The sequence below is a fragment of the Phytohabitans flavus genome (assembly GCF_011764545.1).
In the GTDB taxonomy this organism is placed as follows: Bacteria; Actinomycetota; Actinomycetes; order Mycobacteriales; family Micromonosporaceae; genus Phytohabitans; species Phytohabitans flavus.
This window is the reverse complement of the sequence record NZ_AP022870.1, coordinates 2747262-2761769: the sequence shown is the minus strand read 5'-3', so window position 1 is coordinate 2761769 and position 14508 is coordinate 2747262. Positions and strand designations below refer to the sequence as shown.

At 71.5% G+C, this 14508-nt stretch carries 12 protein-coding genes; 7 read left to right on the top strand and 5 right to left on the bottom strand.

Features of this window, described 5'->3' with window-relative positions; translation table 11 throughout:
• Positions 1 to 517: 517 nt before the first annotated feature.
• Positions 518 to 2920: a discoidin domain-containing protein gene (locus Pflav_RS12040; protein ID WP_173036243.1), complete on the bottom strand. Its 2403-nt coding sequence runs from the start codon at positions 2918 to 2920 to the stop codon at positions 518 to 520.
• Positions 2921 to 3064: 144 nt separating this feature from the next.
• Here Pflav_RS12040 and Pflav_RS12035 point away from each other — a divergent pair, with 144 nt between their 5' ends.
• The 5 genes from Pflav_RS12035 (at position 3065) to Pflav_RS12020 (ending at position 6816) form a co-directional block, all read left to right on the top strand.
• Positions 3065 to 4906: an FAD-dependent oxidoreductase gene (locus Pflav_RS12035; RefSeq protein WP_173036241.1), complete on the top strand. Its 1842-nt coding sequence runs from the start codon at positions 3065 to 3067 to the stop codon at positions 4904 to 4906.
• 68 nt (positions 4907 to 4974) lie between these two features.
• Positions 4975 to 5097, top strand: coding sequence for a 50S ribosomal protein L36 (locus Pflav_RS12030; protein ID WP_173036239.1), 123 nt, complete (start codon positions 4975 to 4977; stop codon positions 5095 to 5097).
• Between the two features lie 27 nt (positions 5098 to 5124).
• A complete protein-coding gene (locus tag Pflav_RS43510) occupies positions 5125 to 5490 on the top strand; it encodes a 2-dehydropantoate 2-reductase N-terminal domain-containing protein (protein WP_197938359.1) in 366 nt (121 codons plus the stop codon).
• A 54-nt stretch (positions 5491 to 5544) separates the two neighbouring features.
• Positions 5545 to 6027 carry a ketopantoate reductase family protein gene (locus Pflav_RS43505; RefSeq protein ID WP_197938357.1) on the top strand — a complete coding sequence of 161 codons (483 nt, stop codon included), beginning with the start codon at positions 5545 to 5547 and terminating at the stop codon, positions 6025 to 6027.
• A gap of 81 nt (positions 6028 to 6108) precedes the next feature.
• Positions 6109 to 6816, top strand: a complete 708-nt coding sequence (locus Pflav_RS12020; protein WP_173036237.1) for a DUF998 domain-containing protein — start codon at positions 6109 to 6111, stop codon at positions 6814 to 6816.
• Between the two features lie 56 nt (positions 6817 to 6872).
• On the opposite strand, the gene Pflav_RS12015 is transcribed toward Pflav_RS12020, so the two are convergent.
• Both Pflav_RS12015 and Pflav_RS12010 read right to left on the bottom strand, forming a co-directional pair.
• On the bottom strand, positions 6873 to 7811 hold the full coding sequence (locus Pflav_RS12015; protein ID WP_232071285.1) for a methyltransferase domain-containing protein: 939 nt from the start codon (positions 7809 to 7811) through the stop codon (positions 6873 to 6875).
• A gap of 10 nt (positions 7812 to 7821) precedes the next feature.
• Positions 7822 to 8316 (bottom strand): GNAT family N-acetyltransferase, encoded by a 495-nt coding sequence (locus Pflav_RS12010; protein ID WP_173036235.1) that lies wholly within the window; start codon positions 8314 to 8316, stop codon positions 7822 to 7824.
• A 61-nt stretch (positions 8317 to 8377) separates the two neighbouring features.
• Between Pflav_RS12010 and Pflav_RS12005 the strand changes: the two genes are divergently transcribed.
• Positions 8378 to 8713: a cupin domain-containing protein gene (locus tag Pflav_RS12005; RefSeq protein ID WP_173036233.1), complete on the top strand. Its 336-nt coding sequence runs from the start codon at positions 8378 to 8380 to the stop codon at positions 8711 to 8713.
• A gap of 94 nt (positions 8714 to 8807) precedes the next feature.
• On the opposite strand, the gene Pflav_RS12000 is transcribed toward Pflav_RS12005, so the two are convergent.
• On the bottom strand, positions 8808 to 9356 hold the full coding sequence (locus Pflav_RS12000; protein WP_232071283.1) for an anthrone oxygenase family protein: 549 nt from the start codon (positions 9354 to 9356) through the stop codon (positions 8808 to 8810).
• A 671-nt stretch (positions 9357 to 10027) separates the two neighbouring features.
• Positions 10028 to 10633, bottom strand: coding sequence for a histidine phosphatase family protein (locus Pflav_RS11995; RefSeq protein WP_173036230.1), 606 nt, complete (start codon positions 10631 to 10633; stop codon positions 10028 to 10030).
• Between the two features lie 320 nt (positions 10634 to 10953).
• Here Pflav_RS11995 and Pflav_RS11990 point away from each other — a divergent pair, with 320 nt between their 5' ends.
• Positions 10954 to 14499 (top strand): NACHT domain-containing protein, encoded by a 3546-nt coding sequence (locus tag Pflav_RS11990; protein ID WP_173036228.1) that lies wholly within the window; start codon positions 10954 to 10956, stop codon positions 14497 to 14499.
• Positions 14500 to 14508: the final 9 nt, after the last annotated feature.

Here is a 14508-nt window from a genome sequence, read left to right as displayed (position 1 = left end):
CGGCCATGCTAGCTAATCGTCTTGTTGACGTAAAGGCTGGTCGCAGGGATGGCGGCCGTCCGCGCAGCGAAGGCGCCGGGTGTGCGGGCGCGGAGGTGCCAGGCGTCCACGGAAAGACGTCCATAGGAGCGGAGGCACGGAGTGTCCGGGGTTGTGGGGCACCGACAGTCCATGGCCGAGGTGTCCGGGGCGCGGAGGCGCCGGGGCGGCCGCGAGTCCGGAGGCCTCGGGCGGGCGGCGGGCGAGGCGTTCGCGTGCGCAGTGGCGCAAGGCGCCTCCTTGGGTGTGGAGGCGCCTTGGGGTTAGCGTCGGTCTCGCCAATGGGCGAGACCGCCACCGATGTCCGGTCGTGCAGTCTCCACCACGGGCGAGATTGCCACCGATGTCTGGTCGTGCTGGACCGGGCCGGTCTGTCCCTTGCCGCCAGCGCGGAGGCGCGCCGCAGGCATGAGTGCGAAGGGCGGCGCGGCCGACCACCAGTGCGGTGACGTCGGCCGCGGCCGGGCTGAGCGGAGAGTCAGGAGGCGTAGGCCTCCAGCTCGGACAGCTGGCCCGCCGGCCATCCGGTGTTCGCGGTGATCTGGACGCGCAGGTAGCGGACGCCCGCCGCCGGGAACGTGAGCGTCACCAGGTTTCCGGTGGCCGGGTTGAAGGTGCGCCCGCCCGAGGCGACCAGCGTCGTGAACGTCGAGCCGTTGGTGCTGCCCTGCACCGAGAGCGTCTGCGTGCGGGTGGCCCAGGCGGCCGGCGGCGGGAGCTTGAGCACCACACGGCCGACCGAGAGCGCCGACCCGAGGTCCACTTGAATCCACTGTGGAAACGCGTTGTTCGCGCTCTCCCAGTAGCTGCCCGCGTTGCCATCCACGACGTTGCCCGGCCCGTAGCTCTGAGTCTGGCTGCTCGCGGTCGCTGGCCGGCCCGCCGCCAGGTTGCCGCCCGGCTGCGGCGCGGGGTCGGTGGTGACGCTGACCGTGTTGGAGGGCGGCGAGGTGTTGCCGGCCGCGTCCTGGGCGGTGACCTGGAAGCTGTACGCCGTCGCGGGGCTCAGCCCGGTCACGGTCGCCGACGTCCCCGCGGTGGTCGCCACGACCGCGCCGCCGCGCAGCACCTGGTATCCGGTCACGCCCGCGTTGTCCGTGCTCGCGGTCCAGGACAGTGACACGCTGGTCGACGACTTCGCGGTGACGGTCAGGTTGCCCGGCGCGGTGGGCGGCGGGTCGGTGGGCTGGCCCGTGGCCGCGTACACCTCAAGGGTGGCGAGCTGGGCGGCCGGCCAGCCGGTGTTGGCCGTGACCTCGATCCGGACGTAGCGTGCGCTGGTCGCCGGGAAGGTCAGCGTCACCGTGTTGCCCGACGCGGGGTCGAAGACTCGGCCGGCTGAGGCGGCGAGCGTGGTGAACGTCGAGCCGTTGGTGCTGCCGCGTACCGACAGCGTTTGGGTGCGCGTCCCCCAACTTGAGGGCAGCCTCAACACCACGCGGTTGACCTGCGCGGCCGTCCCAAGGTCTACCTGAAGCCACTGGGGAAAGGCGTTGTTGACGCTCTCCCAGTAGGTGCCGGCGTTGTTGTCCACCGCGTTGGCGGGGACGAAGGCACCGTTCTGACTGCTGGCCGACGTGGGCCGGCCCGCCGCCAGATTGCCGCCGGGCTGCGGGTCGGGTCCGCCTCCGGCGACCGGTGGCGTGGGCCGCACCGGGGTGAGCGCGAGCTGGCCCTTCAGCATCCGGCCGCCGTCCGCCGTGATCCGCAGGTAGTAGTCGGACGAGCAGAACGTGCCGTCCTCGTCCAGCGGCCGGATCCCGCTGCCGGCCGGCACGGTGGCCGCGGTTTCAGCGGTCTTGGCGATCTGGTTGCCCTCGTTGTACTCGTCGAACATCGAGATGTAGATGCCCTGGCAACCGACCCGCACCATGTTGTAAAAGTGCCGCCAGTAGAAGTCGCCGTGCGCGCGAGCTCCGGTGGACAGGTCACCAGGCATCACACAGGGCTGGTAGTCGATGCCGTGCGCGTTGCAGTCGGCCTGGTCCGGCACATTGACGTTGGCGTAGAACCAGTCCAGGCCGTCGAGCGTGCCGGTGCGGCCGACCATCCACGGCGAGATCATGTTGAACGCGTGGTAGACGTCGAGGAAGCCGGGCCGGGAGTCGTTGATGCCCTGCCGCCAGTACGTGGGGACGCCGCCGATCACATAGCAGCCCTGCGCCTTGAACCAGTTGACCACCTCGAGGCAGGGCGCCGGCGCGAACGGGCGGCCGGAGTCGTTGAAGCCGAAGCCCCAGATGCACACGACCGGCTTGCCGTTCTGCCGGGCGTACGCGGGTGAGGCGGTGTGCGCCGACATCTTGGTGGTCCAGTCAGTTTTCAGCTCGGACTGCATGTTGGTCCAGCTTGTGACGTCGTACATGATGTAGAACTTGCGCCCGAAGCGCTCCGCCGCGTCCCGCACCTTGACCGCCATCGCGTCGCGGGTCGGCCCCTCGTCGCCGAACGGGTTGAACCGTTGCAGTGCCGCCGTGTCGCACCCGTTCTCCTGCATCCACCGGAAGTGGGTGTCGACGGTCTGCTGGTCGTACGAGGAGAAGAGCTGGGCGGGCTGCCCGTTGCCTAGGTTGGGGTAGGCGGTGGTGTAGCCGCGCGTGTACTCGCGCATGTCCGGCCAGGAGACGATCGTGGTGTTGCTCGGCGAGGGCGGCTGGAACCGGTCGCGGCTCCAGTGCCACCACCCGCCGATCGAGGCGCTGTCGCCGGGGCAGGCGAACCACCCCTGGTAGCCGACGGAGATCTTCCCGACCACGTCGCCGGGCGGGCTCGCGGCGCTGGCCGCGCTGGTCAGGGCCGAGACGATCTCGGTCGTCGAGACGGCGGCCAGGGCGGAGCCGGCGGCCACGGACGTCACGAAGGTACGGCGCGATACCGCCATGTCGGCGCTCCTCAGGGGGTGTGCGGGCTTGAGGGATCGACGGTCATCGTGCCAGGACTCGACACATGTTCGCAATAGTTGAACCAATACTCGAAATCTCGCGACAACACTCTCGCAAGAATCCGAGGGGATAGCCTCTGGTGGATGGCGGACTGGGCGGCGCTGGACGGCGCGATCACGGGGATGGTGCTGTGGCCGGGGCGGCCCGGCTACGACGAGGCGCGGCGACCGCCGATCGTGCGGTACCGCGAGGTGCGCCCGGCGGCGGTGGTGCTGTGCGCAACTGAGGAGGATGTTGAGGCGGCTCTCAACTTCGCTGGTGCCGCTCGACTGCCGGTCGCGGTGCGGAGCGGCGGCCACTGCTTCGCGGGCCGTTCCTCGACGACCGGCGTCGTGCTGGACGTATCGCCGATGGACGCGGTCGAGATCGGTGACGGCACCGTGACGGTCGGCGCCGGCGTGCGCCTCGGCGACCTCTACGACCACCTCGCTCCGCACGGCCTGACGATCCCCGCCGGCTGCGGCCCGACGGTCGGGATCACCGGCCTCACGCTCGGCGGTGGGCTCGGCATCCTCGGCCGGACCCATGGCCTCACCTGCGACTTCCTCCGCGCTGCCCGCGTCGTGGTGGACGCCGCAGCCGCTGACGGCGGGCCTGGCCATCCGGATTGCGCTGCGGCGGCCGACGCCGGGCGTGGTGAGCAGGACAGTGCTTGGGCGGCCATCGGCGAGGTCGGCTCCGGTGGGACTGGTTACCAGCAGCGACCCGCGGCCGCCGCCGGCGAGTCTGGGCTCTCGCGGCGCGCGGCAGGCGATGGAGGCGGCGGGCCGAGCCCGTTCCGGCGCTGGAGCGTGGTGGAGTGCGACGCCGAGCGGCACGCGGACCTCTTCTGGATGCTGCGGGGCGGGGGAGCGCCGGGCGTCGTGACCCGGCTGACGTTCGCGACGGTGCCGGCGCCGGACGCCGTCGCCTTCCACCTGACGTGGGCGCCCGAGCACGCGGCCGCCGTTGCCGTGGCCTGGCAGGCCATCGCGCCGGACGCACCCGCCAGTGTCGCCGCGAGCCTCGTCGTCTCGGCCGCCGCCGACCCGGCACGGCCGCCGGTGGTCAGCCTCTTCGGCGCCGCCATCGCACCAATCGCCACACAAGACGACAACGCGGCCGCTGGGCCACCCGCCGCAGAGGCCGGACAAGACAGCGCCGACCCTGCCGCCCCACTCGCCGCGATGGGCAGCGACGCGCCAGCGGGACAAGGGAGCGCCGCCGCTGCCGTCCAACGCGCCACACAAGGCACTGCCGCACCCGTCGCGCAAGACAGCGCCACCGCCAACGCGTGGAGCGGCGTGGCCGAAGCCGCGCAAGGCAATGCCGCCGTCAACGCGGCATTCCCCGCCGCGCGAAGCGGCGTGGCCGACGCCGCACAAGCCATGGTGGTTTTGGGCGAGCTGGAGGCGCGGGTCACGGCCGCGGTCGGGCACGGACCTCGCACGCGGGTACGGCGGCCCGGAACGTTCCGGGACGTCAAGCGTTTCCTCTCCGAGCTGGACGTGCACGGCGACGGTCCGGTCAAGCCACCCGAGCTGCCGGACCGGTGCCGGTCGTCGTACTTCCGCCGTCCTCTGCCGGACCGCGCGGTCGCCGCTTTGGTGGACCACCTGGTCGCCGCGCGGGTGCCGGGGCAGGCCCGTGAGCTGGACTTCTCGCCGTGGGGCGGGGCGTACAACGCTGTGCCCGAGGAGGCGACCGCCTTCCCACACCGGGCGGAGCGCTTCCTGCTCAAGCTGACGGCCAGCGACCCCGGCGAGGAGTGGCTCGCGCGCGCCTGGGAGATCGTCGAGCCGTACGGGACGGGTGGCAGGTACCCGAACTTCCCGGAGGCCGGGCTGCCGGACAGCCTGTACTACGGGCGTAACACGGACCGCCTCCACGCGATTCGGGCGGCCTACGACCCGTCTGGGGTCTTCCGGCGTACCGGGGAATCCTGACGGGGCCCTCAACGTTCCGTATCCCGGCGCCGACCGCAAGGTCGACGCGGATCGGAAAGGGGACCATGATGAAGGTTCGTAGTTCGCTACGTTCGCTGGCCCGCAAGCCTGGCGCGGTGGTGGTTCGCCGCGGCGGCCGGGTGCGTGTGGTCAACCGGGTCAACCCGCGGTTCGCCGGCCGCCAGGGCTGACACCGTTCGCGGCTTGACGGAGGACACGTGACGGAGTCGCCGTGGAGCGTGGCGGTAGTCGGGCCGGGTGGCGTCGGCGGTCTGGTCGGCGCCCTGCTGACCCGAGCCGGTCACCCCGTGGTGTACGTGGCGCGGCCGGATACCGTGGCCGCGCTGACCGCCAGTGGTCTGGACGTGTCCAGCGTCCAGTACGGCGACTTCCACGTGCCAGCCGCCGCCGTGCCGCGGCTGGCCTCGCCAGTCGACGTGTGCGTGGTCGCTGTCAAGGCGACCACGCTCGGCGCGGCCCTCGATTGCGTACCGGCGCAGGTGCTCGGCGACAGCCTGTTGCTGCCACTGCTCAACGGCGTCGACCACATGACGGTCCTGCGCAGGTCGTTCCCGGCCGCGTAGGTGGCCGCCGGTGCGATTCGGGTCGAGTCGACTCGTGTGGCGGCCGGGAGGATTGTGCACACGAGCCCGTTCTGCGAGGTCGACGTAGCCGGCGACCAGACACAGCGGACACAGCTGGAAAACTTCGCCGTCCAGCTGCGCGCGGCCGGTATCGACGCCTCCGTGCGTGACTTCGAGGCCGCCCTGCTCTGGAACAAGCTCGCTTTCCTGGCGCCACTGGCGCTGCTCACTACGGCGTACGGCGCGACCGCCGGCGAGGTACGCGAGAAGCGCCGCGCCGACCTGGAGGCTGTCGCGGACGAGGTGGTGGCGGTGGCGCGGGCCGCCGGGGCCACTGTGGACACCGGTGCGGTGATCGGCCTCTTCGACCGGGTCCCGGCGGTCATGAAGTCTTCTATGCTGCGCGACGTCGAGGCCGGGCGCCCGGCCGAGGTCGACGCGATCGGCGGGGCGGTGCTCCGCGCCGCGACCCGCTACGGAATCGACGTGCCGGTCACCGGCCAGCTTGTCGAGGATTTGCGCGCCCGCGGCCTCTGATGTCCGTTCGCGTACCTCCGCTCCGACGTCCCCGCTGAGCGGCGCCTCAGGACGGGGCGCCCGAGCGGAGAGGAGCGCGCGATGTCGACGCGTTCGCTGTTGTGGTGCGGAGTGCTCGCCGGGCCGGTGTTCCTTGGCTCCTGGCTGGTGCAGGCGCTGACCCGGGACGGCTACGACCCCGCCCGCCACCCGATCAGCCTGCTGAGCCTCGGCGACCTGGGCTGGGTCCAAATCGCCACGTTCGTGGCGAGTGGCGCCCTGCTGCTGGCCTGCGCCGCCGGCCTGCGACGGGTGCTGCGCCCCGGCCGGGCGGGTACCTGGGGGCCGGTACTCGTGGCGGTCAACGGGATCGGGCTGATCCTGGCCGGCGTTTTCGTGACCGACGCGGGGGCCGGCTTCCCGCCCGGGGCACCGGAGGGAGCGCCGGAGCGGATCAGCTGGCACGGCGCGCTGCACGAGGTCGGGTTCGCGGCGACGGCTGCCTCCTGGCTGGCCGTGTGTTTCGTGCTCCGGCGGCGGTTCGTCGCCGAGGGCCGGCGTAGGTGGGCCGTCGCGTGCCTGCTGGCTCCGCTGGCGTACCTCATCGTTGCCGCCTGGCCCCACCTCGACAGCCTGAGCCTTCGCCTGGTGGCCGGGTCGGCGATCTCGTTCGGCTTCCTCGCGGCGGTCGCGCTCCAGCGTGCCGCCGCCCTGAGCGCCGAGTCAGGCACCGCGCAAAGCGACACCTCAGGCACGGCGCTGAGCGCCCAGTCAGGCGGGCACCGACCGACCAGTCAGGCTGGGCGCTGAGCGCCCAATCAGGCGGAAAACCGACCCACCAGCCAGGGACGGCGCTGAGCGCCTAGTCAGGTGGAAAACCGACCGACCAGCCGGGCACGGCGCTGTGCGACCAGTGAGGCGTAACACCAACCGACCAGCAAGGGTGTGGCGCTGGGCGACAACGCGGGCACGCCGACCGGCCAGGAAGGCGGAGGGCTGAGCGACCGGTCAGGCGGAGGGGACGTGACCGCGGACCGCCCACGCGCGGGCGGAGAGCACGATGGCACCGTCCGGGTTGGACGGTAGGCGGTCGCGCAGCAGGTCGCGCACCGCGGCGCGGCGCTCCTCGCCGAGCGACACCGCGTACGCGGGCGCGGCCCCTGCCCGCCCAGGAACGGCTCCCAGTAGTCCTCGAAGCTGATGAACACCGTCGGGATGTCGATTGCCTCGACGGACACGTCAGCCAGACCCGCGTCCGTCCACAGTGCCCGCAGCGGGCCCGGTCGGCAGATCGGGAAGCGGCGCCCCTCGTCGAGCTCGACACTCGCCGCGTCGAGGGCGGCCGCGGCGTCCCAGAACTGGCGCATCAGCTCCATGCCCTCGGCGTAGTCCCACACGTACGCGGCGACGACCGCGCCTGGTGCGGCGACCCGGGCGCACTCGGCGGCCGCCTGCGCCGGCTCGGGTACGAAGTTGAGCGCCAGCCCGCTCACCACCGCGTCGAAGCGGGCGGGCGGCAGCGGCAACGCCCGCGCGTCACCGGCCATAAGGGACACGCGCGGGTCGGCGACCTGCGCGTGGGCCGTGGCCAGGAATCCGTCCGAGGGGTCGACCCCGGTCACCTCGGCCGGGTCGGTGAGTGTCAGCACAGTTGCGCTGAGTGCCCCCGTGCCGCACCCCACGTCCAGCCAGCGGCGGCCGGCCGGCACATCCAGCCACCGCACGAACTGGGCCGCCACCCGCCGGCTCCACCGCCCGACATACGCCTCGTACGCGTCTCCGCGCGCCCACACCTCGCGTGTCACGACGTCCACCCTAGGCGTTGAGCGTCCGGGCCATCGCCAGGTCCCGCCGTACACCGTCCGGCATCATTCCGTTGACCTCACCGGTGTACGCGAAGCCCTGGCGGACGTAGAGCGCCTCGGCGTTGGTGTTGCCCTCCACCACGCCGAGCATCATCTTCCGCGCGCCGGACTTGGCCGCCCACTCAACTATCGCGGCGATGAGGCGATCGCCGACGCCCACGCCGCGCGCGGCCGGGTCGACCCACATCGAATGCAGCCACACGACCTCCGGGTCGTCCTCTGGATAGCCGCTGGCCATGCCCACCGGCCGCCCGTCGACGACGCCGACCAGGTTGTACGAGCCGGGAATCGCCAGGCGGTCGCGCCACCGCTGCTCACGGTCGCCGTCACCCTGCCACTCGGCGAGGGTGCTCTTGAACGCGTACGACGCCTCGCCGAGCGCCTTGTGCCGCAGCTCGCGCCAGAGCCGCCAGTCGTCCGGACCCACCTCGACCAACTCGACCACGGCACCGACCATAGCCCGGACACCCGCCTGGTCCGCGACTCAATTCCGCTAACCTCGGCCCATGCAGGTGTTGTCGAGCGCCGGCCGATTCGCGCCACCCGACCCGGGGGAGGGACGGCGGTACACCGAGGAGTTGCGCGTGCCCGACCTGAGCGTCGGCACATACTGCATTCCGGTGGGCGGCGAGGACACCCAGAGCCCACACACCGAGGACGAGGTGTACGTGGTCGCCGCCGGCCGCGCCCGGCTGACCGCAGAGTCAGGAACGGTGGACGTGGGGCCGGGATCGGTGGTGTTCGTGCCGGCGGGCGAGGAGCACCGCTTCACCGACATCACCGAAGACCTGACGGTGCTGGTATTTTTCGGCCCCGCGGAGTACACCCGCCGGGACGCCTGACGCCCGCGCTCCTGCCGTGCCAGAGCGGCAGGGACACCGGACGTCCGTGTGCCGGCCGTGCCAAAGCGGCGCGACGCAGGGCACCGCGACGCGCCTAACCCTGCCGTCCGTGCTGGAGCAGTGCGACGCACAGCAGCGCGAACGAACTCGTACTCAGCACCACCCTCACCCAGTTGAACGCCCGCCAGCGGTCCTCGTTGAAGTCGCGGCGCACCTGTGCAAGGTCGTTGATCCGGTCGGGGTCGCCGGCCGACTTGATGGCGTCGTTGAGCGGCACGTTCACCGCGATCGTGATGATCACGACGATCAGGTACAGCCCGAAGGCGATCGCGATCCACGGCAGTGCCCGGCGGCCGGCGTCGCCGAGATGCAGCGCGCCGGCCAGCCCGGTGAGGATGAGCGCCCCGAAGAAGAACGCCATGAACAGCGGGTTGATGATCGCCCGGTCGATCTGCTGGAACGCGCCGACGAAGGTACGATCGTCCGTTTTGCCCAATCCCGGCATGATCGTGTTCGCGTACAGGCCGAAGACGCCGGTCACGACGCCGGTCGTCATCGTGGCCAGGACGAGCACGGTCGCGGCGAACAGCGAACCGTCGCCGGCCTGCTCGGCGGCCACCTGGTACCAGGCTGGAGCCGTCACGCTGCAATCACACCACAGGCACCTTTCATTTACTCACCTCAACACGGGTGACCGCGGTCAGGGCTCGGTGCCGCCGATCCGGACGCCGTCGACGGCGCGTTCGGGCGTCCAGCTGTAGTCGTTCCCCTCCGCGAATGCGTGTTGTCGCGCTTGGCCACCCGCAGCTGCACCGGGCCGGTCGCCGACGAGCCGTGGAGCGTGCCCGCCGCGTTCGTGAAGCCGACCTCAAGTTAGGCGTCGGCGCCCCGCCGGGTGTGGACAGCGGCACGACGCACCTGGTCACCGCGTCGCAGCCGACCCAGGTGTGGAGCGGGTGCGCCGCGGTCGCGGGTGAACCCCGTGCCGCAGCTTAAGCCGGGACAGGGCGATCGGCGTGGCGGTGGAGTTGGTGAGGCGCGCGCCGGGGCGGATCGGGCCGTCGCCGGGCGACCGGCGGTGGCGAGCGGGAAGAGTGCGCACAGGAGCCCGAGGTGTGGATAGCGCCCGGGGCGCGTGGCCGCGGGCATGTGGATAGTGCCCGGGCGGCGCGTCGCCCCGGGCATGTGGACGGTGAGCGGGCACCTGCCTCCCGGCGCCAGTGGGGTCCAGCCCGGACGCGGCCACGCAATCGCCGCTGCGCGACCGGCAAATGGTGGGCGTCGATGTTCATGGCGGTCTGAGCAGGGTGAGCGTCAGGCGCCGAAGGCAGCGCGAACCTCCGGCGCGAAGCCGGTCCATCGGAGCCGCTCCGGTAGGTGGCTCAGGTCGTTGAATGCCACCAGCGCGGGTGGGCGTTCCGGCCGGTAGAGGATCGTCGTGAGGCCGGTGTTGGCCGCGTTCAGGCCGAGCCACCGTGCGGCCGGAGCATCCAGCGAGTGCCGCACGAACCACGCGACCGTGAAGCTGTGCGTGACGATCGGCTCGTGGGACCGGCCCTCTGTGCCCGCATGCCGGGCTATCGCGGCGGCGGCCAGGTCGGCGCCGCGCTTGTACTCGGCGGGAGTCACATCGAGGAGGAAGCGGGCGTACGGCTCGGGCAGCGCGGCCGGGTCGGGCACCGGTGGCACGTAGTCGCCTACCTCCTCGGCGCTGCGCACCGGGACACCCGGCAGATGATCGGCGATCAGTGCGGCGGTCTGTGCGGCGCGCGGCAGCGGTCCATGATGGACAGCCGCGATCGGTAGCCGGGCGAGTCGCCGCCCAAGCAGCGTGGCCTGCTCGCGACCGGCGTCGCTCAGGTCGCCATCGTCCACCGCGTCGCCGTGCCGGACCAGATACAGAAAGCGGTGCGCCGTCATGCTGGCCACGATGTCAGAGGGGCCGACTTCGCTGTAGCGGCGGGCAGCACGCGGTGCGCCGTCACAACGGCCGCGATGTCGGAGGCGGCGGGCAGCACGCGGTGCGCCGTCACGACGGCCCTGATGTCAGAGGGCTGAGAGACGCGGCGGGCAGCACACTGCGCGCCGTCGCAACGGCGGCGATGTCGGAGGGCTGACGGACACAAGGCGGTGGGCGGCAGGCGGGGCGCCGTCACAACGGCGGCGATGTCAGAAGGCCGACTTCGACACGGCGGCGGGACAGCGGCCGTCCGCTGTGGATGGCGTGGTATCCCGGAGGGGTGACCGATCCGATCCTGGCGGTGGCGCGTGCCCTCCTGACGGTGGCTGCCGGCCCGGCGAAGAAGCGCGCGCTTCGCAGTCCCGAAGTTGTCGGCGTGCTCAAGAAGCTCGGTCTGGCGGGCGACGTGCCGCCGGCCGACTTTCGCAGCGTCTACGCTCGGGCGCTGGCGGACTACTGCGACGGCAAGCCCGAGGCCGTGGTGCGGTTGCTGGGCGACGAGTGGGTGCGGGACACGTTCGAGAAGTCGTTCGCCACCGGCGACTGGGACCGGGTCCGGGCCGAGGTGCGGGACGCGGTCGAGCGCAACCGGGAGACGGGCGAGTACGGCCGCCTGCACAACCGGGACGCCGAGGAGATCGACGGGTTCATCCCGGTGTTCGAGGGTCTTGTGGCGCGGACCCGCAATCCCGCGCAGGTTGTCACGGACCGCAAGATCGACCGGCTCGCGGAGGACATCCGTGCCGGGCTGGGGCGGATCGAGCAGGTCCGGCAGAGCGAGGAGGAGGCCCGGCAGGAGCGGGAGCCGGCACGCCGCGAGGCCACGTCCCTCGAGCGGCTGGAGTCGGACATCGTCGAATGGCTCGCCGCCACGAACCATCCCGTGCTCGACCGCCTGGAGGTGCCCGGCGGACAGGTCGGCTGGCTCGTCAAGGCGCCGGTCACCCCAGGTCGGTTCGGCCGCGTCGTGCTGATCGGAGTGGACGGTGAGCTGCTCGCCGGCCAGGTCGCCTGGGCGCTCGCGGAGAAGGCACGGCAGGGCGCGCAGGGCGTCTGGCTTGTCGCCCGCCGCCGCATCAGCACCGCGGCGGAGAGAGCCGCCGAGCAGGACGGCTCGGTGCTCTGCCTGACGTTCGACGACCTTGTCGACATGGCGGCGGACTTCGAGCCGTACGTCGACTGGCTGGACCAGGAGGTGGAGCGCCTCGGCCTGCCCGACCGCTACGTCCCGCTCTCCTGCCACCGCGACGACCCGGACGGGACGTCGAGCGAGTACGCGTGGGGCAGCGGCGGCCTCGACAAGTACGCGGAGCGGTGGCTGGACGACACGGCGCGGGAGCACCTGTCGGTGCTCGGCGAGTTCGGCAGCGGCAAGAGCTGGTTCAGCCTGCACCTGGCGTGGCAGCTCGCGAAGCTGTGGCGGGCGGCGCGCGAGGAGCGCCGGGTCCGCCCACGGCTGCCGCTGCTGATCCCGCTGCGGGACTACGCGAAGGCGGCGGACGTGGCGGCCGTCGTCTCCAAGTTCCTCTTCGAACGCAACATCGCGCTCAACGAGCGCGTCTTCGAGTACCTCAACCGCACCGGGCGCTTCCTGCTGATCTTCGACGGCTTCGACGAGATGGCCGCGCGCGTCGACCGGCAGACCATGGTGGCCAACTTCTGGGAGCTGGCCAAGGTCACCCACCCCGGTACTAAGGTGCTGCTGAGCAGCCGTACCGAGCACTTCCCGGACGCCGACGAGACACGCCGCCTGCTCAGCGGCGAGGTGCATGCGGCGGCGGCCCCGCCCGAGGGTGAGAAGCCCCGCTTCGACGTCGTGGAGATCTCGCCGCTGGACGACGCGCAGATCGACCGGATGATCCGCGGGCGTACGGCCGACGTGGAGGTGATCAGGCTCGTCACCGGCGATCCCGGCCTGCGCGACCTGCTTCGCCGCCCGGTCATGTCCGACCTCGTGCTCACCGCGCTGCCCGAGATCCGGGCCGGCGGGCCGGTCGACCTGTCGCACGTCTACCTTTACGCGATCCGGCACAAGCTCGACGAGGACATCAAGGCGGAGCGGACCTTTACCAGCCGGGCGGACAAGGTGTACTTCCTGAGCGAGCTTGCCTGGGAGATGGAGTCGACGAGCACGCTGAGCATGCACTACCGGGAGTTCCCGGAGCGGCTGCGCGCCTACTTCGGCGCGGCGGTCGCGGCGGAGCGCGACCTCGACCACTGGGAACACGACATGCGGGCCCAGACGCTGCTCAACCGCGACGCGGCCGGCCAGTACACGCCGGCGCACCGGTCGCTTCTGGAATGGTTCGTGGCGTACAAGTTCGCGGCCGAGCTCGGCGTGCTCGGCGGGGCGTTCCTCGACCTGCTGGGCACGGTCTCCGCGGACGGGGCGCCGGCGCTCTGGTCGACCTACTTCGCCGACCGGCGGCCGGATGGCACGCTGCCGCCGCTGTCCGGCTTCACCACCGAGGCGATGCCACGGCTCGCGGAGACCTTCGGCCAGACCCGGGTCAATCCCACGGTCGCCGGGTTCCTGCGGTCGATGGTCGCGGCGCATCCGGAGGGTGCGGAGCGGATGCTCGCGATCGCCCGGGCCACAGGCCCGGTCGGCGCCAGCGCCGGTGTGGCTGGTGCCAACTGCGTTATGGCCGCCGGGCTGCCGGGGGAGCGGCTCAAGCTCGCCGGCGCGCGTCTGGTCGGGCTCGTGCCCCCGCGGGGAAGGCTGTCGCTGGCCGGCGCGGACCTGCGGGACACCGATCTCACAGAGGCCGGCCTCGCCGAGGTCGACCTGCGCGGGGCGTGCCTCGTCGGCGCGCGGCTCGACAGCCCGGAGATCCTCGAGAGCCCGATCGGTGTGGACGGTGTCGTCGTCACCGAGGACGGCACGATCGTCGCGGACACCGACCAGGCATTGTTCGCATGGGACGGCGGCGACCTCAGTGGCGCTCCCCGCCAGCTCGCCACACCCCGCCCGGGACTGGTCCTCGCGAAGTCACGAACCATTCTCGCGCTCAGCGGTGATCGGTTCTATGGCGGTGCGCGTTACCAGGCGATCGTGAGTGCGGGCACCGGGCAGATGACGCCCGTAGGCCCGATCCGGCGTGCGTGGCCCATTCGATGGCAGGGCGTGCCCGCCATGCTCGTGGGCGATCCGGCCCGCCTTGCCGTCCACAGGCTGCCCGATCTGGCGGTGGAAGCCGTACTGCCGTTCCCGCCGGAGAAAGCAGGGACGCTGGGGATCTACCACTCCATGTATGGCGACACGCACGGTATCTGCAACGCTTCGATGGCCGGCGAGGACATCGTCGTTGATCGCTATGATGAGGGTTCCGGCCGGTGGGAGGAGTTGGCTCGCTGGCGGGTCCCGCGTGGACGAACGATCTTCGGTCGGGACACCGTGTGGTGCAGCCTGGACGACCGCGACACCGCACTGCTGTACGACATGGCAGGCGTGCTGATCTGGCGGGCAGAGGGCATCGGAGCCCGGCATGGCCACGGGGAAGGGTTGGCACTTTACGCACCGGGCGACACGGTGCTCACCTTCCGGGAAAGGCTTATCAAGGGTTGGCCGCTGCGGGGAGGGCCACCACGCTGGCAGGTACCGTTGGCGCTCGGCGCATACGCATACACGTCCCATCCGGACGGGGAGTCATTCCTCTATGCCACTAACTGTGGCGAGATCGTCCGACGCAGGCTCGATACCGGTGAGCTCATGTCCCGGGCGATCCTGACCTCGCGCCTGGAAGGCGCGACCTTCTCCCGCGACTGTGGCCTCGACGCCGCCGCGCTCGAAGTCCTGGAGGCGAGCGGAGCCATCCTGGTGTGAGCCAACAAA

What these genes read in the sequence shown, in the direction of transcription:
- Pflav_RS12005 (WP_173036233.1), top strand. Translation starts at nt 8,378, where the DNA reads ATGCAGGTGTTGTCGAGCGCCGGCCGATTCGCGCCACCCGACCCGGGG.
- Pflav_RS11995 (WP_173036230.1), bottom strand. Translation starts at nt 10,633, where the DNA reads ATGACGGCGCACCGCTTTCTGTATCTGGTCCGGCACGGCGACGCGGTG.
- Pflav_RS12030 (WP_173036239.1), top strand. Translation starts at nt 4,975, where the DNA reads ATGAAGGTTCGTAGTTCGCTACGTTCGCTGGCCCGCAAGCCTGGCGCG.
- Pflav_RS12020 (WP_173036237.1), top strand. Translation starts at nt 6,109, where the DNA reads ATGTCGACGCGTTCGCTGTTGTGGTGCGGAGTGCTCGCCGGGCCGGTG.
- Pflav_RS12040 (WP_173036243.1), bottom strand. Translation starts at nt 2,920, where the DNA reads ATGGCGGTATCGCGCCGTACCTTCGTGACGTCCGTGGCCGCCGGCTCC.
- Pflav_RS12035 (WP_173036241.1), top strand. Translation starts at nt 3,065, where the DNA reads ATGGCGGACTGGGCGGCGCTGGACGGCGCGATCACGGGGATGGTGCTG.